At 44.2% G+C, this 18,109-nt stretch carries 18 protein-coding genes; 16 read left to right on the top strand and 2 right to left on the bottom strand.

Annotated elements, in window-relative coordinates; genetic code table 11:
* Positions 1-25 precede the first annotated feature (25 nt).
* From orn to AC2UZJ_RS01260, 6 genes are read left to right on the top strand one after another with little or no spacing between them, the layout of a single operon-like run.
* Complete coding sequence (gene orn, locus AC2UZJ_RS01285) at positions 26-574, top strand: oligoribonuclease (RefSeq protein ID WP_486948309.1); 549 nt, start codon at positions 26-28, stop codon at positions 572-574.
* 25 nt (positions 575-599) lie between these two features.
* Complete coding sequence (gene acpS, locus AC2UZJ_RS01280) at positions 600-1,010, top strand: holo-ACP synthase (RefSeq protein ID WP_486948308.1); 411 nt, start codon at positions 600-602, stop codon at positions 1,008-1,010.
* A 49-nt stretch (positions 1,011-1,059) separates the two neighbouring features.
* The gene (gene nagZ, locus AC2UZJ_RS01275; protein ID WP_486948578.1) at positions 1,060-2,082 is read left to right on the top strand and encodes a beta-N-acetylhexosaminidase; all 1,023 of its coding nucleotides are present in this window, start codon (positions 1,060-1,062) and stop codon (positions 2,080-2,082) included.
* Positions 2,021-3,859, top strand: a complete 1,839-nt coding sequence (uvrC, locus tag AC2UZJ_RS01270) for an excinuclease ABC subunit UvrC (protein WP_486948307.1) — start codon at positions 2,021-2,023, stop codon at positions 3,857-3,859. The genes nagZ and uvrC overlap by 62 nt, the downstream gene beginning before the upstream one ends.
* 39 nt (positions 3,860-3,898) lie before the next feature.
* Positions 3,899-4,468: a CDP-diacylglycerol--glycerol-3-phosphate 3-phosphatidyltransferase gene (gene pgsA / locus AC2UZJ_RS01265; RefSeq protein ID WP_486948306.1), complete on the top strand. Its 570-nt coding sequence runs from the start codon at positions 3,899-3,901 to the stop codon at positions 4,466-4,468.
* Between the two features lie 24 nt (positions 4,469-4,492).
* Entirely contained in the window at positions 4,493-5,725 is a 1,233-nt protein-coding gene (locus AC2UZJ_RS01260; RefSeq protein WP_486948305.1) for an MFS transporter, read from the top strand.
* Here AC2UZJ_RS01260 and queF read toward each other — a convergent pair.
* Positions 5,696-6,526 (bottom strand): NADPH-dependent 7-cyano-7-deazaguanine reductase QueF, encoded by an 831-nt coding sequence (queF, locus tag AC2UZJ_RS01255; RefSeq protein WP_486948304.1) that lies wholly within the window; start codon positions 6,524-6,526, stop codon positions 5,696-5,698. The genes AC2UZJ_RS01260 and queF overlap by 30 nt on opposite strands.
* Before the next feature lie 231 nt (positions 6,527-6,757).
* On the opposite strand from queF, the gene AC2UZJ_RS01250 reads away from it, so the two are divergent.
* From AC2UZJ_RS01250 to AC2UZJ_RS01215, 8 genes are all read left to right on the top strand, one after another.
* Positions 6,758-7,717, top strand: coding sequence for a hypothetical protein (locus tag AC2UZJ_RS01250; RefSeq protein WP_486948303.1), 960 nt, complete (start codon positions 6,758-6,760; stop codon positions 7,715-7,717).
* A 2-nt stretch (positions 7,718-7,719) separates the two neighbouring features.
* Entirely contained in the window at positions 7,720-7,890 is a 171-nt protein-coding gene (gene ccoS / locus AC2UZJ_RS01245; RefSeq protein ID WP_486948302.1) for a cbb3-type cytochrome oxidase assembly protein CcoS, read from the top strand.
* 175 nt (positions 7,891-8,065) lie between these two features.
* A complete protein-coding gene (gene ccoN / locus AC2UZJ_RS01240; RefSeq protein WP_486948301.1) occupies positions 8,066-9,577 on the top strand; it encodes a cytochrome-c oxidase, cbb3-type subunit I in 1,512 nt (503 codons plus the stop codon).
* An 11-nt stretch (positions 9,578-9,588) separates the two neighbouring features.
* Positions 9,589-10,248, top strand: coding sequence for a cytochrome-c oxidase, cbb3-type subunit II (gene ccoO, locus AC2UZJ_RS01235; protein WP_486948300.1), 660 nt, complete (start codon positions 9,589-9,591; stop codon positions 10,246-10,248).
* Positions 10,248-10,430 (top strand): cbb3-type cytochrome oxidase subunit 3, encoded by a 183-nt coding sequence (locus AC2UZJ_RS01230; protein WP_486948299.1) that lies wholly within the window; start codon positions 10,248-10,250, stop codon positions 10,428-10,430. Before ccoO ends, AC2UZJ_RS01230 begins: the two co-directional genes overlap by 1 nt.
* Entirely contained in the window at positions 10,423-11,334 is a 912-nt protein-coding gene (ccoP, locus tag AC2UZJ_RS01225) for a cytochrome-c oxidase, cbb3-type subunit III (RefSeq protein ID WP_486948298.1), read from the top strand. Before AC2UZJ_RS01230 ends, ccoP begins: the two co-directional genes overlap by 8 nt.
* An 85-nt stretch (positions 11,335-11,419) precedes the next feature.
* The gene (gene ccoG, locus AC2UZJ_RS01220) at positions 11,420-12,934 is read left to right on the top strand and encodes a cytochrome c oxidase accessory protein CcoG (RefSeq protein WP_486948297.1); all 1,515 of its coding nucleotides are present in this window, start codon (positions 11,420-11,422) and stop codon (positions 12,932-12,934) included.
* A 12-nt stretch (positions 12,935-12,946) separates the two neighbouring features.
* Positions 12,947-13,231: a FixH family protein gene (locus AC2UZJ_RS01215; protein ID WP_486948296.1), complete on the top strand. Its 285-nt coding sequence runs from the start codon at positions 12,947-12,949 to the stop codon at positions 13,229-13,231.
* 7 nt (positions 13,232-13,238) lie between these two features.
* On the opposite strand, the gene AC2UZJ_RS01210 is transcribed toward AC2UZJ_RS01215, so the two are convergent.
* Positions 13,239-13,979, bottom strand: a complete 741-nt coding sequence (locus AC2UZJ_RS01210; protein WP_486948577.1) for a helix-turn-helix domain-containing protein — start codon at positions 13,977-13,979, stop codon at positions 13,239-13,241.
* Positions 13,980-14,181: 202 nt separating this feature from the next.
* On the opposite strand from AC2UZJ_RS01210, the gene clpB reads away from it, so the two are divergent.
* A complete protein-coding gene (gene clpB, locus AC2UZJ_RS01205) occupies positions 14,182-16,770 on the top strand; it encodes an ATP-dependent chaperone ClpB (RefSeq protein WP_486948295.1) in 2,589 nt (862 codons plus the stop codon).
* Between the two features lie 142 nt (positions 16,771-16,912).
* On the top strand, positions 16,913-18,085 hold the full coding sequence (locus AC2UZJ_RS01200; RefSeq protein ID WP_486948294.1) for an ABC transporter substrate-binding protein: 1,173 nt from the start codon (positions 16,913-16,915) through the stop codon (positions 18,083-18,085).
* Positions 18,086-18,109: the final 24 nt, after the last annotated feature.

Genomic DNA, 18,109 nt, shown 5'->3' with positions numbered 1-18,109 from the left:
TTTTATTTATAAAGGATAAATCGTAATGACAGTCAAGGATCAACGCCTTGTATGGCTAGACATGGAAATGACTGGTCTGGACCCAAATAAAGAACGCATTATAGAAGTAGCCGTAGTGGTTACTGAAGCTGATTTAACCGTGGTAGCCGAAGGCCCTGTACTCGTTATTCATCAAAGTGATGCACTTTTAGATGCAATGGATAATTGGAATAAAGGCACCCATGGCCGTAGTGGTTTAATCGACAAAGTAAAAGCGTCTACTTTAACGGAGTCAGAGGCTGAAGATATTCTACTCGACTTTCTAAAAAAACATGTACCAGCTGGTAAATCCCCCCTTTGTGGTAATACTATCAGCCAAGATCGCCGTTTTATGCATTTATATATGCCACGATTTGAACAGTTTTTTCATTATAGAAACTTAGATGTGAGTACGCTCAAAGAGCTAGCCTTACGTTGGAAGCCTGAGGTGGCTAAAAGTTTCATTAAGCAAAGTAAGCATGAGGCTTTAGCGGATATCTATGAGTCTATAGATGAGTTGAAGCATTATCGTGAGCATTTCATTAAATTAAGTTAAATAGCAAAAACGAAGAGGAAATAGTGTGACTGCCATTGCAGGTATAGGAACTGATATTATGTATGTTTCCCGTATTGAACGGGCATATGCGCGTTTTGGTGCGCGTTTTTTAGATCGTATTTTAGGGGAGCAAGAAAAAGAAATTTTTGCACGCCGCTATGCACGTGACCCCCAACGCGGATACCGTTTCTTAGCAACGCGCTTTACGGCTAAAGAAGCCTTCTCTAAAGCCATAGGTTTAGGGATGCGTATGCCTATGACGTGGTCACGTATGCAAACATTAAATGCACCTAGTGGTAAGCCCACAGTGGTTCTTAGTGGTGAGTTGAAGGGGTGGTATGAGAGTCGTTTTGGGGCGGCGCATATCACCCTAACAGATGAGTCGGATTTAGTTATGGCCTTTGCTGTGGTTGAGTCGTCATCGTCCAATAAGTGAATAAGGAAAAATAAAAGTGACAGATCAACAGCTTGCACCCGGCCCCGTTATGGTCGACGTAGAAGGATATACCCTGACAGAGCAAGAAAGAAAACGTTTACAGCATCCTTTAGTGGGGGGGGTGATTTTATTTGCGCGAAATTATAAAAATAGGCAGCAGCTACAGCAGCTATGCGCTGAAATTCGAGCCGCAAGGCAGCCTGATTTATTGATCGCTGTAGACCATGAAGGGGGGCGCGTGCAGCGCTTTATTAGTGATGGGTTTACACACTTACCTGCTATGCGTGACTTAGGTCATCTATGGGATAGTGATCCGTCTTTAGCAGTAAAGATGGCAAATGCGGTGGGTTATATATTAGCGTCTGAGTTACGAGCCTGTGGAGTAGACCTGAGCTTTACACCGGTATTAGATTTGGATTATGAATGCAGTGAAGTCATAGGAAATCGAGCCTTTCATTCTAAACCTCAAACCGTAGCACGTTTGGCTGAAGCCTTAGCACATGGTTTACAACAAGCGGGGATGGCGGCGTGTGGCAAACATTTCCCGGGCCATGGAGCAGTAGAAGCCGATTCACACCATGAAATTCCCATCGATAACCGAGACTTAGAAACCATCTTGGATAATGATGCTGCGCCTTATGGCTGGTTAGGGGGTACGGTAATTCAAGCAGTGATGCCAGCACATGTTATTTATCCAAATATAGATGATAAACCTGCTGGATTTTCACCATACTGGATTCAACGCGTATTACGCCAAGCCTTAGCCTATAACGGCATGGTGTTTTCTGATGATCTCACTATGGAAGGGGCGGCAGTAGCAGGTGATATTACCGCACGCGCAGAGGCAGCCTTAGCGGCGGGTTGTGATATGGTTTTAGTTTGCAACCGGCCTGATTTAGCCGATGAGTTATTAAATAAACTACAATGGCAGATGTCTACCGAGTCCTTACAACGTCTTCAGCATTTGCATCCTCTTGATCCAGCCTTAGGGTGGGACGCTTTACAAAACGATGAGCATTACCAACACGCCCAGCAACTTCGATCTGACTACTTTTCTACGCCAGTTACCTAATTTACCCGGTGTTTATAGACATATAAACGCCGCTGATGAGGTGCTGTACGTAGGGAAGGCACGCGACTTAAAAAAGCGCGTGTCTTCGTATTTTCAAAAAAATCTCAGTAGTCCGCGTATTGCACAAATGGTTAAGCAAATAGTGCGTATTGAGACCACCGTAACGCGCTCTGAGGCTGAAGCATTAATTTTAGAAAATAATCTCATTAAGCGCTTACAGCCACGCTACAACATCCTTTTCAGGGATGATAAATCTTATCCCTATTTAATGTTTAGTGCGCATGAAATCCCCCGCATTGCGTACTTTAGGGGCAATACCAATCAGCCCGGACAATTTTACGGTCCATACCCTAATTCGGGGGCTGTGCGCGAAAGTCTACAAATATTGCAACGCGTGTTTCGATTACGTAGTTGTGAAGATGGTGTCTATGCTAATCGCTCGCGGCCCTGCTTATTACATCAGATTCGCCGCTGTTCAGCACCGTGTGTGGATCTTATTAGCCAGGAGGATTATTTAGCCGATGTGAAAAGAGCGCAGCAATTTTTAGATGGTGATGCCTCCGGCGTTTTGGGGCAAATTGAAAAACGTATGGTAGAGGCCTCTGAAAACTTAGATTTTGAGCAGGCTGCCGTGTTACGTGATCAAATGAAAGCCTTAGCGGCCTTATTGCAACAACAAAACATGGAAAATCAGAGCCATGAAGAGGCGGATATTATTGCTTTGGTGGCAGCTGGGGGGCGTGTTTGCGTAAATTTAGCGATGGTGCGTGGGGGGCGTCATTTAGGTGATAGAGCTTTTTTTCCTAGTCAAACTAAAGATATAAATTTAACTCAGGTGTTAGAGGCTTTTGTGAGTCAGCATTACATAGAGCGTCCCTTACCTCCTATACTCATTAGTACCCACCCTATCAAAGATGAAGAGTTACTCACTATGTTGGCAGAGCAAACGGGTATGAAAACTCGCCTTATTACTCGGCCACAAGGAGTGCGTAAAAGCTGGTTAGAACAAGCGCAAGCTAATGCGGAAATTGCTTTAAATCGTTTATTAAATGAATCCATGAGTCGCGCAGCCCGCACTTTAGCCTTAGCCGAGTTGTTAGGTTTAGACACCGATGCGGAGAGTTTAGAAAAACTGCATGTTGAAGCTTTTGATATTAGTCATACCTCAGGCGAAGCGACCCAAGCGTCATGCGTGGTTTATAAAGAACACGCCATGCAGCCATCGTTGTATAGACGCTACAATATCGCTGGAATTATTGAAGGTGATGATTATGCCGCTATGCGCCAAGTGCTACAGCGTCGTTTTGAGCGGGTAGCTGAAGGCTTAGCTTCGTTGCCTGATGTGGTGTTAATTGATGGCGGCAAAGGGCAGTTAAATACAGCAAAAACCGTGTTTGCAAACTTGGGGTTAGATCAAAGTGTGTTAGTAGGCGTGGCCAAAGGTGAAGGGCGTAAAGTGGGATTAGAAACACTTTTTTTTGCTGATGAACGCCCAGAGGTGGCTTTGGGGGTTAATTCTGCTGCATTGATGCTAGTAGCTGAGATACGTGATGAGGCCCATCGTTTTGCAATTACCGGTATGCGAGCTAGGCGCGCTAAGACCCGAAATGTTTCCCGTCTAGAAGACATAGCAGGTGTAGGGCCTAAACGTAGGCAGCGTCTTCTAACCCGTTTTGGGGGATTGGCTGGCGTAGCGAATGCCAGCATTGATGATTTGGCTGCGGTGGAAGGAATTTCTGCTGCCCTAGCAGAACGCATCTATTTTGCGTTACGCTAAGTAATCGCGCTTTGGCGCTATTCATTTATTGGTTTAACTATGCCCTTTAATTTGCCTATTGCTCTGACGTGGTTACGCATCCTGTTAATTCCTCTTATTTTATTTTTGTATTATGTGCCGCATAGCTGGTTAGCTGAACCATTACGAGATACTATTGCCGCCATTATATTTATCATTGCGGCGCTCACGGACTGGTTTGATGGTTGGTTAGCGCGTAAATGGAATCAAACGTCGGCCTTTGGAGCTTTTTTAGATCCAGTGGCAGATAAGCTCATGGTGGCTGCTGCTTTGTTGATTTTATTAAGTATAGGCCGGGTAGACGGTGTGATTGCTTTCATCATCATTGGCCGAGAAATCACTATCTCAGCACTGCGAGAGTGGATGGCACAAATTGGAGCTAGCGCCAGTGTGGCAGTGAGTTGGCTAGGTAAATTTAAAACAGCCGCCCAAATGGTGGCTATTCCATGCTTGTTGTATTACCAAGACCTTTATGGTGTTTCTACGCGTTGGGCTGGTTTGGTCTTGATTATGGTGGCAGCCATCTTAACCGTTTGGTCTATGTTTTACTATTTACGTAAAGCCTGGCCTGAAATACAAAAACGCAGTTAATTGATTTTGATTTATAAATAAATAATGAACACCAATAAAGATTGGCCCACTATTTCCTTATTGGGCGTAGTGCATGCCAGCTCACACTTTTTTCAACTGATTTTACCTACTCTGTTTTTCTATTTAAATCGTGATTTTGGTTATGATTTTTTAGAACTGGGTTTTTTAGTTACCTGTTTCTTTTTACTCTCAGGAGTGGGCCAAGCCTCATCAGGGTTTATCGTAGACCGTATAGGACCCTCACCAGTGATGTTTTTTGGTTTGGGGGCCTTTATTTTATCTGCCCTTATGCTGGCTCTTGCGCCCAGTTATGGTTGGTTGGTGTGCGCGGCATTAATAGGTGGAGCGGGTAATTCTGTTTTCCATCCGGTAGATTATTTCATTATTAATCATCAGATCAGTGCGCCACGATTAGGGCATGCTTTTAGTGTGCATGGGCTTACTGGAAATGTGGGTTGGGCTTTAGCCCCCGTATTTATTACCACTATTAGTGCTATGTTTAATTGGCGGGTAGCGCTCTTTGCGGTGGCAGCCTTAATTACGATTATTCTTATTTTAGCGGTTTGGCAGCGTGAATTATGGGGGCGGGTGCAGCCCGTTGCTAGTACTGCATCAGAGAGCTCGGATTTAAGTCAGCAAAGTATAGTGAGTACGTTACTGATATTGACAAAGAAACCGGCCCTATGGGGTGCGTTTTTCTTTTTTGCCTTTGGTTCCATGGCCTTGTCTGCCGTTCAAAATTACACCATCCCTCTATTTACCTCTCTGTATGGCTTATCTCAAATCATGGCCGGTTCCACCTTATCCGCTTACATGATTGCAGCGGCCTTGGGTATGGCGGCCGGTGGATTTTTAGCAGGCGCCACAGCAAAAACAGAACGAATTATTTTTCTCGCTTTTTGTTTGGCTGGGCTTTGTATGCTGTTGTTAGCATTTAATATAGTCGGAGCGTATGTGGCTATGTTTTTGATTGTGGGAGCCGGGTTTTTTTCTGGAATTGCAGCACCTTCACGAGATATGTTGATCCGACGTGTAGCCCCCAAAGGGGCCACAGGCACGGTGTATGGTCTTGTGTATTCCGGGATGGATGTAGGCGCATCGACGGCACCTATGATTTTTGGTTATATGGTAGATGCTAACTTTACTTCAGGACCATGGGTAGGAGCTGCGGTAGCGTTTGTGATATCGGCCTTGCTAGCTTTAGCTGTAGCTCATGCAGCACAGACATCACTGTCGCACCGTTCGGATATCCGCTAATTTGATGTCATGGCTGCTACGCCACGGGTTAATGTCTAAGCCCCCTCTGCGAGTATAGCGGGCTATAACCGCTAATTGCTTGGGTTGGCAATACGTCATAATGTCACAATAAATACGCTCTACACAGTGCTCATGGAAACCGGTGTGTTCCCTAAATGAAATAATATAACGTAACAGAGCCTCAGCATCTATTTGCGGTCCTGTATAGCTAATCTGTACGGTAGCCCAATCAGGTTGGCCCGTGACAGGGCAGTTTGATTTCAGTAAATGCGATACCAAGACTTCATTTACTTCAGTGCCGTTCATTTTGCAGTGCAAGAGTTCAGGCGTAGGTTTATATTCGTTTACCAAAATATCCAGCTCATCTATGACTGTGCCTTCTAAGGGACCCATCATAGGCCCGTTATAGGGTTCCAGATTAAATAAAGACACAGTAACTGCTGCCTCTGCTACCGTACTTAAATCTTTTTCCATGCATTTTTTGACAGCGTCCACGTTTTCAAACTGGCTTTGATTGAAGGAGTTTAAATATAATTTAAACGATTTAGATTCGATCAAGTTAGGGCTATTCCAGGGCACGCTAAAACGACCTACTGCGACCATAGGCTTTCCTTTTGGGTTTAGCCACGAAATCTCATAGGCATACCAGATATCAGCACCATACCAAGCCTGAGGGATGTTCAAATCAAGGCGGTTAGGTTGACGAGCGATGGCAAATAAGAGACTGGAGTCATATTGTGTTGGATAAGAGACAGCTTGACCTAAAGGAAGCTGTGGACTTGTTTCTATATAAGTACTCATGATTATGTTTCTATATTATGAAAAAGCTATCCGCGAATTACAAAGAGAATGGGCAGAGAATCCACGTTGGAAAGGAGTTTGGCATAATTACAATGTGAAGAGGTAGTGGTATGCGGATTTAATCTGGTGTGAGGCAGCGGCGCCTGATTTTCTGAATAAATGCAATAAAGTGGGGTCGTATGGATGAGTTGTTGAAGCTATATTTCTTTTTGTTATAGTATAATGCTTCTTATGCGCGCTTATTCTATTTTTACCATTCCTGCTGATGTTTCTCCTGCAGACCGTATGCAACGGCGTCGTATGCTGGCGCGTTTGGGTTTAGCGTGGCTCATGATGATGCAAGTAATGACTTTAGCATTTCCTGGGTACTTACGCTCAGACAGCATGCAGCCAGATACCTTAGAAACATTAGACAGTGCTATTTATTTAATGAATTGGACTGCGCTTTTGTTGACTGCGCCAGTCATGATGTATTGCGCTATTCCTATATGGAAAGGAGCATGGGATAGTTTAAGCAAAGCAAGAGTGGGGATGGATGTGCCGGTGGCTTTAGGTATTATAGTTGCCTTTGTGCCTAGTGTGTACACTACTTGGACAGGCCAAGGTGAGGTTTACTTTGATTCTGTCACTATGTTCGTGGCATTTTTGCTCACTGCGCGTTATTTGGAGCTTTGCGCTCGTCAATCTATATCGCAGGGCGCGGCCTATAAACAGCTTGAAGCGTTACGCGTTAAGTTAACTACCTATTCAAATAAGCTGGCGTTTTGGTTTGTACTCATACAAGTCGTACTTGCTGTGGTGTTAGGCTTCGTTTGGTTTTATTATAAACCGGCTTTTGCCCTTGCTGTGGTAGTGGCTTTATTTGTGATGAGCTGTCCTTGTGCGCTTTCTATGGCGGTGCCTACAGCAGTGGCTTCAGCCCAGGCGGGTATTAGCGTACAGCCGCCTGAAGCTAAAAATGATTTATTATCCATAGAAGGGCGCACCACATCTATTTCCAAACAAAATCTGTATGGCTCTATTGCGTGGCATCTGTTAATGACGCCTTTGGCAGCAATAGGGCTAGTAGCACCGTGGGTTGCTGCCATATCTATGTTGGTATCCTCATTAATAGTTGCGTATAATTCGTGGCGCATCTATAGACGGCGCTCTAAACAAGCCGCACAAATGGTAAATAGTGCAATAGGGTAATTATGTTGGCATCTATGTATTTACTCATTCCACTGTCTATTTTATTTGTGCTGTTTATTGCAGTGGCGTTATGGTGGGCAATCTTTTCTGGTCAATTCGAAGACACGAATGAAGCCGGAGAGTCCATACTTAAAGATGACGATAGCACTAGCGAAGACCCTAATAAGCATTAAGGTTGAGGCTAGAGCCATTTGTCTTATAGAGTTAGCTATATGGTTGAACTGTATGGCTAACTACACGTTTTTGTTGTTTTTGAAGTTATAGGTATTACACTTAATAATCTGAGCAGTGGGCAAATACCGCTCGGTTATTAGATTGTATTAACATTTGTTAAAATAGGGGAAGCAAATGGGTACTTCCGAAGTGGTCGGAAATTCCGCAGTGGTCGGAAAACAGGCCGAAGCCGAAGTCTTCAACTACGGAGTGGTAAGACAGTTTACCGTTATGTCTGTAGTGTGGGCTGTGGTTGGTATGGGGGTTGGTTTAATCATCGCCCTACAGCTAATTTGGCCTGAATTAAACTTTGAGACGCCATGGTTTACGTATGGACGTATTCGTCCATTACATACAAACTTGGTGATTTTTGCCTTTGGTGGTAGTGCACTTTTTGCCACGTCTTATTACGTAGCACAGCGTACCTGTCAAACGCGTTTGTTTGCAGGCGGTCTAGCGGCTTTCACGTTTTGGGGTTGGCAGCTAGCCATGGTAGGGGCTTTACTGACTCTGCCTCAAGGCTTTACTAGCAGTAAAGAATACGCCGAGCTTGAGTGGCCTATTGACTTACTCGTCTTAGCTGTTTGGGTCAGTTACATGATTGTGTTTTTCGGAACGTTAGTTAAGCGTCGTGTTAAGCATATTTATGTAGCTAACTGGTTCTTTGGTGCGTTTATTATTGTTATTGCTGTCTTGCACATCTTTAATAACATGGAGCTTCCCGTATCGATGTGGAAGTCTTATTCCGCGTATTCAGGGGTACAAGACGCCATGGTGCAGTGGTGGTATGGCCATAATGCCGTAGGTTTCTTTCTTACCACTAGCTTTTTGGGCATGATGTATTACTTTGTGCCTAAACAAGCTGAGCGTCCTATTTATTCATATCGTTTATCCATTGTGCACTTTTGGGCCTTGGCATTTACGTATATGTGGGCGGGTGGCCACCATTTACATTACACCTCATTACCTGACTGGACTCAGTCTTTGGCTATGGCGTTTTCGTTGATTCTACTTGCACCTTCATGGGGCGGTATGATTAACGGTATTATGACCTTATCTGGTGCTTGGCATCGTTTACGCACAGATCCTATCCTGAAATTCCTAGTGGTAGCGGTGTCCTTCTACGGTATGTCTACCTTTGAAGGTTCCATGATGGCGATTCGTACGGTTAACTCCTTATCCCACTACACAGACTGGACTGTAGGTCACGTTCACTCTGGTGCGCTGGGTTGGGTTGCTATGGTTACCTTTGGTTCACTTTATTACATGATTCCTCGCTTGTATGGCCGTGCTGCTATGGCGAGACCTAAATGGGTAGAGCTGCATTTTTGGCTCGCTACGCTAGGTGTGGTCTTGTATATTTCAGCCATGTGGATTTCTGGTGTGATGCAAGGCCTAATGTGGCGTGCGACCGGTGAAGACGGTATGTTGGTGTACAGCTTTGTAGAAGGTGTTAAAGCCACTTACCCGTTCTATGCAATTCGTGCCTTAGGTGGTTTAATGTTCTGGTCTGGTGCAGTGCTAATGTTGGTTAACACCCTCATGACTATACAAGGTCAGGTACGTGTCAACCCAGTTGTACCTTTGAAAAACCCAGGCGCTCGTAAACCTAGCTTAGTCGGTCCTGCCGAAGTGGCTGCAGGTTAAGGGATAGATCAATGTCTAATGAGAAGAAAAAGTTTTTTTCGCATGCTACGCTGGAAACGAACGTAGGCCTTTTGATGATTTGTACCCTCATCGTGATTTCGATGGCCGGGTTGGTACAAATTGTGCCTTTGTTTTTCCAACACTCTACAACTACGCCAACTGAAGGTGTAACTCCTTACGAGCCTTTGAATTTGATTGGTCGTGACATCTACATCCGTGAAGGTTGTGTGGGTTGTCACTCCCAACAAATTCGTATGCTGGAGTCTGAAGTACGTCGTTACGGTCCTTATTCTTTAGCGGGTGAGTCGGTTTATGATCACCCCTTCTTATGGGGATCCAAGCGTACAGGCCCAGATTTGGCTCGTGTAGGTGAGCGTTACACTGACGAATGGCATCGTATTCACTTACGTAACCCTCGCGATGTGGTGCGCGAATCCAATATGCCTGCTTATTCTTGGTTGCAGCATAACTCAGTAGAAGGTGAAAACGTACAAAGACGTATGGAAGTATTACGTCAGCTAGGTGTGCCTTACACTGATGAGCAAATTGAGAATGCGCCTAAGGCGTTAGTAGGTAAAACCGAAGAAGATGCACTAGTGGCTTACTTACAAGGTTTAGGGGTTCAAGGTCGTGCGGCAGCTGAGGCTGCGGTGGCGGAAGGGGGTTATTAATGGTTGGCATTTTAAATGGTATTGTTACCGCGCTAGCCTTAATTACCTTTTTAGGAATAGTGTTTTGGGCTTGGTCTAAAGGCCGGTCCAAAGCCAACTATGATTCATCTATGCTGCCTTTCGATCTCCCCGATGAGGAAGAGGAGATCAAAAAGCAGAAAGCTGAGGGTTCAAATGAGTGATTTCTTCAATTCAGGTTGGAGCATTTGGATTACGACCATCTCCTTAGGTGGGGTGGTCTTCTGTCTATATGTTTTGTTCAGCCAAATGAAAGGCCAAGCTAAAAAAGGCGAGGTCATACATGACACAGGCCATGAGTGGGATGGCATTACGGAATACGATACGCCACTACCACGTTGGTGGGTTTCTATGTTCTTAATACTCACCATTATTGCGTTGGGTTATTGGGTGCTTTATCCAGGTCTAGGTACTTTTAAAGGATTGTTAAATACCACCTCAGCCAAAGAGGTACAGGCAGATAGAGCAGCGATGGAAGCTAAGGTGCAACCTGTGTTTGCAAAATATGCAGAAATGCCTATTGAGAAAATCGCTACAGACGATGAAGCCAGAATCATTGGTCAGCGTTTATTTTTAAATAACTGTGCACAATGTCATGGCTCTGATGCTCAAGGCAGCCCGTCTTTCCCTAACCTCACCGATACAGCGTGGTTATGGGGTGGTGAGCCAGAGCAAATTATTCACACCATTACAAATGGCCGCAACGGTATTATGCCACCGCATAGTGCCATGATGAATCCTACAGAAGCATCGCAGCTTGCGCAGTTTGTGCGTTCTATGAATGATTTGTCACATGATCAAACACAGGTAGTACCAGGTAAAAAACTGTACGATCAGTATTGTATTGCCTGTCACCAAGCAGACGGTACAGGTAATCAAATGCTAGGGGCTCCTAACCTAACAGATAACACGTGGTTGTACGGCAGTTCTGAAGCTGAAATTGTGTACGGCATTATGAATGGTCGTAACAATAAAATGCCAGCACAAAAAGACGTACTCACACCTGAGCAAATTCGTGTATTAGCGGGCTGGGTATGGGGACTTTCTAATAATGAACATCGAGAATAAAGCCAAGTGAAGTGAAGTAAAGTAAACTAAACGAGTTGCTCTATAACTTGTAGTTCATTATTTCCACGGCAAAAGGTTAAGTATCATGAGTAGTGAAAATCACAAACCCTCTGAAAACGGTCAAGAAAAAACCGAGGTACCGGCTTGGCAGCCGCCTCGACTGACTAAAAATCAGACGGACCGAGTTTCACCACAATTGGAAAAAATCCTAGCCGATGGGCACGGTAAAATTTACGCTCGTTCCGTTAAAGGTACATTCGATAGAATTCGTATCTTAATGATTTATCTAACACAAATCCTCTTTTTTGGATTGCCTTGGTTAGAGTGGAACGGGCGTCAAGCCGTGTTGTTTGATCTTGGGGCCAGAAAATTCTACTTATTTGGTATGGTTTTATGGCCTCAAGACATTATTTATTTGACCATACTGCTTATCATTTCTGCTTATGCGTTATTTTTATTTACCGCAGTAGCAGGGCGATTATTTTGTGGTTATGCCTGTCCACAAACGGTTTATACACAAATCATGATGTGGATAGAGCGTAAGGTGGAAGGGGATCGTGTTGCTCGTATTCGTTTAGACGAGCAGCCTTGGAACGCGAAAAAAATTCGTCTGAAATTCACCAAACATGGCTTATGGATTCTGTTTTCTGCTTGGACGGGTTTTACCTTTATTGGTTATTTTGCCCCCATTCGTGAATTACCCGCTCATTTTATGGCCTTCACCCTAGGGCCTTGGCAGTGGTTTTGGTTTTTCCTTTATGGTGGTGCTACTTTAAGTTTTGCTGGTTTTTTACGCGAATCCATCTGTAGATATGCCTGTCCTTATGCGCGTTTTCAAAGCGTAATGGTTGATGATGATACCTTTGTAGTAAGCTATGATTATGTGCGTGGTGAGCCACGAGGTGCTCGTTCTAAAAAAGTAGACCATAAAGCCGAAGGCATGGGTGACTGTATAAATTGCAGTTTATGTGTACAGGTCTGTCCTACAGGTATTGATATACGTGAAGGTCTCCAATACATGTGTATTGGTTGTGGGGCCTGCGTAGACGTCTGTAATCAAGTAATGGACAAAATGGGTTACGAGCCAGATTTGATACGCTACACCTCGGGTAATGCCATTAGTGAACGCCTCACGCAAAAGCAAGCACGCAAACGCGCAATCCGCCCACGTATATTGGTCTATACCGGCATTTTAGTTGTAATAACCGCTGTATTACTATTTTCCATGTTTACCCGAGACACCTTGAAAATGAATATTCTCCGTGATCGTGGATTATTAGGACGTGAAGTACCGGGTGGCTTAATTGAAAACGTGTATCGTTTGCAGTTAGCAAATACGGCTGAAACCCCTGTGACTATTCAATTGTCAGCAGATGGTATTAGCGATATTAAAATTTTACGTGCAGATAACAAACAGAGTGAATTCGTTTTACCTGCGGCCACGACTGAGCAAATACCCGTAGTGGTACAAATTCCCTATGATAGTGGTTTATCTACGGGAAGCATGCATGAGATTAAAATCCATGCCAAAATTGCTTCCGGTGAAAACAGCAGCCAATCCGAGGCGGTAGATACCACTAATTTCTATATTCCTCAATAAAGGAGTCTGATTATGCGTTCCGCGCTAAGAGAAGACACGCAGCCGTGGTATAAAGAGCCTTGGCCTTGGATCCTAATGGCTGGCCCTGCTATTGTGATGGTAGCTTGTTTTTATACTATCTATCTGGCGTTTAACCACTTTGATGAACCATTAATAGGCGGTGCCTATAAACGTGGGCTACAGATTTTGCCAACTGAAAAGCAAATACAAACGCAAACAGAGGAAAATAAAAAAATTGAAGCGCCCACGGCTTCTACTGAGAGCAGCACCAATACCAGTGCTGCCAGTAATCAGTAATGATTAATTAATAAGAATGGGTGGGGCACTCCGTACCGGCTAAAGCATGTAAAGCGGGAAGATTAAGCAATTTAACTTCCCGTTGTTGTATTTTTAATAAGCCTTCACGTGCAAAGCGTGAAAATAAACGGCTTACGGTTTCTAAGGTTAAACCGAGAAAATTGCCAATTTCTTCACGGCTCATACGCAATATGAACTCATACGGTGAGTAACCTAAAGCCGTTAAGCGATCAGACAAACTGAGTAAAAAGGCGGCTAAACGCTGTTCAGAGCGTAAAGCGCCTAGCGTCAGCATAATACTATGAGCGCGGTTAATCTCTTTACTCATAAGGCGACGTAATTGGGTTTGTAGCATAGGTAACTCTAGAGATAACCGATCAAAGTCATCTAAGCGCATCACACAAACCTCGCTGTCTTCTAGGGCGACGGCTTGTGAAACTTGACGATTATTTAAAAGCCCATCCATGCCTACTATTTCACCTGGTAATAAAAAACCAGTAATTTGCACTTGGCCCGTAGCATCTTCGAGCTGAGTTTTGATGCTGCCCGAGCGCAGCGCGTACACCGCTTCCACCTTATCACCTAACTGAAATAAGGCATTACCTTTGGGTAGACGAATACGCTCTTCTACGAGCTCATCGAGTTGATTGAGCTCTGGGGCGGGCATACCTAAAGGTAGACAAAGCGCGCTTAACATACAGGTAGAGCAACGCATGGATTCAGCGGTAACAGGAATACGTTTTTGCATAATGAGGAAGATTTCCGGCCAGTAAAGAGACATTGCCTTGAGGCAAATCAAAGTTAATTGTAGCGTTTTCTGCTTTTCATAACCATTGCCTATACTAATGATACTTGGTTTAAACTTGAAAAATAGCTCTTTGGCCGTATTTATAAAGTAATTCAAATAGATTAAGCACGTAGTAAAGTGCACTTTTATAGGTATCGATTTTATGCGTATAGATAAACTAACCACACAGTTTCAAATGGCGCTAGGTACAGCACAAACGCTAGCGATGCAGGGTAAGCATGCATATATAGAGCCCGCTCACGTTTTGATGGCCTTGTTAGATGAAACGGATTCAGGCTCTACAAGTTTACTCGCTCGTGCGGGCGCTGCTGTGCCGCGCCTTAAAAATGAACTCACCAATTATTTGGCTGCTTTACCACAGGTAGAGGGCGACGAAAGTAATTTGCGTATTAGTGCAGAATTACAACGTGCTCTAGCACAAGCTGATAAGGATGCTACCCAACGTGGTGATAGCTATATAGCTAGCGAGTTATTTTTATTAGCCATGGCCAAAGACAAAGGACGTATTGGCCAGATATTACGCGATACGGGTTTACAAGAAAAAGCATTAGAGGCTGCTATAGATGCAGTGCGTGGTGGAGCCAACGTGACTGATCCTGAAGGTGAGTCGAATCGCGAGGCTTTATCTAAATACACTACCGATCTAACAGAACGCGCTCGCTTAGGTAAGCTAGACCCGGTTATTGGACGTGATGATGAGATCCGTAGATCCATTCAAATATTACAACGCCGCACGAAAAATAATCCAGTGCTAATAGGAGAACCAGGGGTAGGTAAAACAGCCATTGTAGAAGGTTTAGCGCAGCGTATTGTTAATAATGAAGTACCAGAAAATCTGAAAGGTAAACGTCTTTTAGTCTTAGATTTAGCCGCGTTATTAGCGGGTGCTAAATTCCGCGGTGAGTTTGAAGAACGTCTTAAAGCGGTGCTTAAAGAGCTAGCTCAAGATGAAGGCCAAACCATTCTTTTCATTGATGAAATTCACATGGTAGTGGGTGCAGGTAAAGCCGATGGTGCCATGGATGCAGGTAATATGTTGAAACCTGCTCTAGCACGGGGTGAAATTCATTGTATTGGTGCTACTACCTTAGATGAGTATAGGCAGTACATTGAAAAAGATGCCGCCTTAGAGCGCCGCTTCCAACGTGTACAGGTAGAAGAGCCTGACGTGCCGTCCACCATTGCTATTTTACGAGGTTTGCAGGAGCGTTATGAACTGCACCATGGTGTGGCGATTACAGACCCTGCCATTGTGGCGGCTGCTGAGTTGTCTAATCGTTATATTACCGATCGCTTTTTACCTGACAAAGCCATTGACCTTATCGATGAGGCTGCAGCGCGTATTCGTATGGAAATTGACTCCAAGCCTGAGGTCATGGATAAGCTAGATAGGCGTATGATTCAGCTTAAAATTGAACGTGAGGCCGTTAAAAAAGAAGAGGACGATGCTTCCAAAAAACGCCTACAAGCCATTGAGGATGAGTTGACTTCCTTGCAGCGTCAGTATGATGATTTTGATCAAATCTGGAAAGCAGAAAAAGCAGCCGTTCAGGGCACGCAAGCCATTAAAGAAGAAATTGAGGTTTTACGTGCAGAGATGGCAGAATTTCAACGCAAGGGGCAGTTTGAGCAGTTGGCTGAATTGCAATATGGCAAACTCCCACAGTTGGAAGAGCGCTTGAAATCTGCTGAGCAAAACAAAGAGCAAGCTGACGAAGCCAATGAGCGTCCAAAGCTATTACGTACCCAGGTAGGTGTGGAAGAGATTGCCGAAGTGGTATCACGGGCTACCGGTATTCCAGTGGCTCGTATGATGCAAGGTGAGCGGGAGAAGTTACTGCAAATGGAATCGCATCTCCATCAGCGCGTTGTAGGGCAAAGTGAAGCCGTTACCTTAGTGGCAGATGCCATACGTCGCTCTAGAGCAGGTTTAGCTGATCCGGATCGTCCTTATGGCTCGTTCTTATTCTTAGGACCTACGGGTGTGGGTAAAACCGAATTAACGAAAGCGCTGGCTGGCTTTCTTTTTGATTCCGAAGATCATTTAATTCGTATTGATATGTCGGAATTTATGGAAAAGCATTCCGTGGCTCGTTTAATCGGAGCGCCTCCAGGCTATGTGGGTTATGAGCAGGGAGGGTATTTAACCGAAGCCGTGCGCCGCAAACCGTACAGTGTAATCTTGCTGGATGAGGTAGAGAAAGCACACCCTGATGTGTTTAACGTGTTGCTACAAGTATTAGATGATGGACGCCTTACTGATGGCCAAGGGCGTACGGTAGATTTCCGTAATACAGTTATTATCATGACGTCTAATCTGGGCTCGCAGCATATTCAGCGTATGCATGCTGAACCGTATGAAGAAATAAAGGCCATGGTGTGGGAAGAGGTAAAAACCGCTTTCCGTCCTGAGTTTTTAAATCGTATTGACGAAGTGGTGGTATTCCACTCTTTAGATACAAAACACATTCAATCTATTGCCAATATTCAGCTGCAGCGTTTGAGTGAACGTTTAGCGGATAGAGATTTAGGTTTAGAGGTGAGCGAAGCCGCTTTAGCTGAGGTAGCGAAGGTAGGTTTTGATCCGTTGTTTGGTGCTCGTCCTTTGAAGCGCGCTATCCAGCAGTACATTGAAAATCCAGTAGCCAAGGCTATTTTACAAGGTGAATTTGCAGACGGAGATACCGTGCATGTGGATTTCACTGCAGATGATTTTGTGTTCAAAAAATAATTTATTTTTAGTGTGCTTTCTAACCCCGCTACGGCGGGGTTTTTTTGTTGTCAAAGAGAGTGATGTAGGTAATATCCCTTGTTGGTATAAAAATGATTTACAACTAAACTAATCATAGTTAAATAATAAATTAGGAGACAAAATGAAAAACTTTCTTGCTACTTTAGCCTTAGCTGCCGTTAGCATGGGGCCAGCTTTAGCCACTGCAGACCCCATAAAAGTGGGCATAGCCAATGATAACTCCGGGCCATTTGCAGCCGTAGGGGCAGAGATTCGTGACGGTTTAAATTTAGCCATTAAACAATTAGATGGGCAGTTAGGCGGTTACCCAGCTGAGTTCTTACAACAAGATATGGGTGGTAATCCAGATCAAGCCCGTCAATTAGTTAACCGTTATATTCAGCGAGATAAAATTGATTTCTTTACCGGTCCCGTTGGTTCTAACGTGGCTTTGGCCGTAGGACCCGCTTTGTTTAAAGCAGAAATTCCTTTTCTCACGGCAAACCCGGGCCCTAGTCAATTAGCTGGTAAACAGTGTAATCCTTACTTTTTTGGGGTTTCTTACCAAAATGATGCTTTTCATGAAGCGGCAGGTAAAGCAGCATCAGATCGGAACTATGAAAAGGTATTTATACTAGCGCCTGATTATCCTGCAGGTAAAGATGCGCTAAATGGGTTTAAACGGGGTTATGGTAAAACACCTAGCCAAGAGATTTATACCAAATTGGGGCAAATTGATTACGCGGCTGAGCTAGCGCAAGTTCGAGAAAATAAACCTGAGGCCGTGTTCTTTTTCTTACCCGGCGGCATGGGGATTAACTTTATTAAACAGTTTGTATCAGCGGGATTAAATGAAGATATTGTTTTAATCGGTCCAGGATTCTCTGGCGATAGCGATATTATTCAAGCCGTAGGCGATCCTATTGAAGGCATGTTTAATACAGCACAGTGGGCTCATGATTTAGATGTCCCTGCCAATAAAAAATTCGTAGAAGCTTTCCGCGCAGAGTACGACAATCGTTATCCTTCTGTTTATGCTGCCCAAGCTTATGATGCCATTATGGCGATGGATGCTGCCGCGGCTCAAGTTGATGGCAATGTTAAAGATCGTGAGGCGGTATTAGCAGCTTTAAAATCTGCTAATTACGAATCCGTGCGCGGTGATTTCTCTTACGGCACCAATAACTTTCCCATACAGCCTTATTATTTACGTGTAGTAGAGCGTGATGAAGATGGCGTGTTAACAAACCGTTTGGTTGAAACTATTTTTGATGATTATCAAGATGTGTATGTGGATGAGTGCAAAATGAAATAACAAGAGTGTTTGTTTTTCAGCTTT

It is taken from the genome of Paenalcaligenes sp. DL 309 (assembly GCF_057475285.1).
Note: the sequence above shows the minus strand (reverse complement) of the source record. Positions and strands in the feature narration are given on the sequence as shown.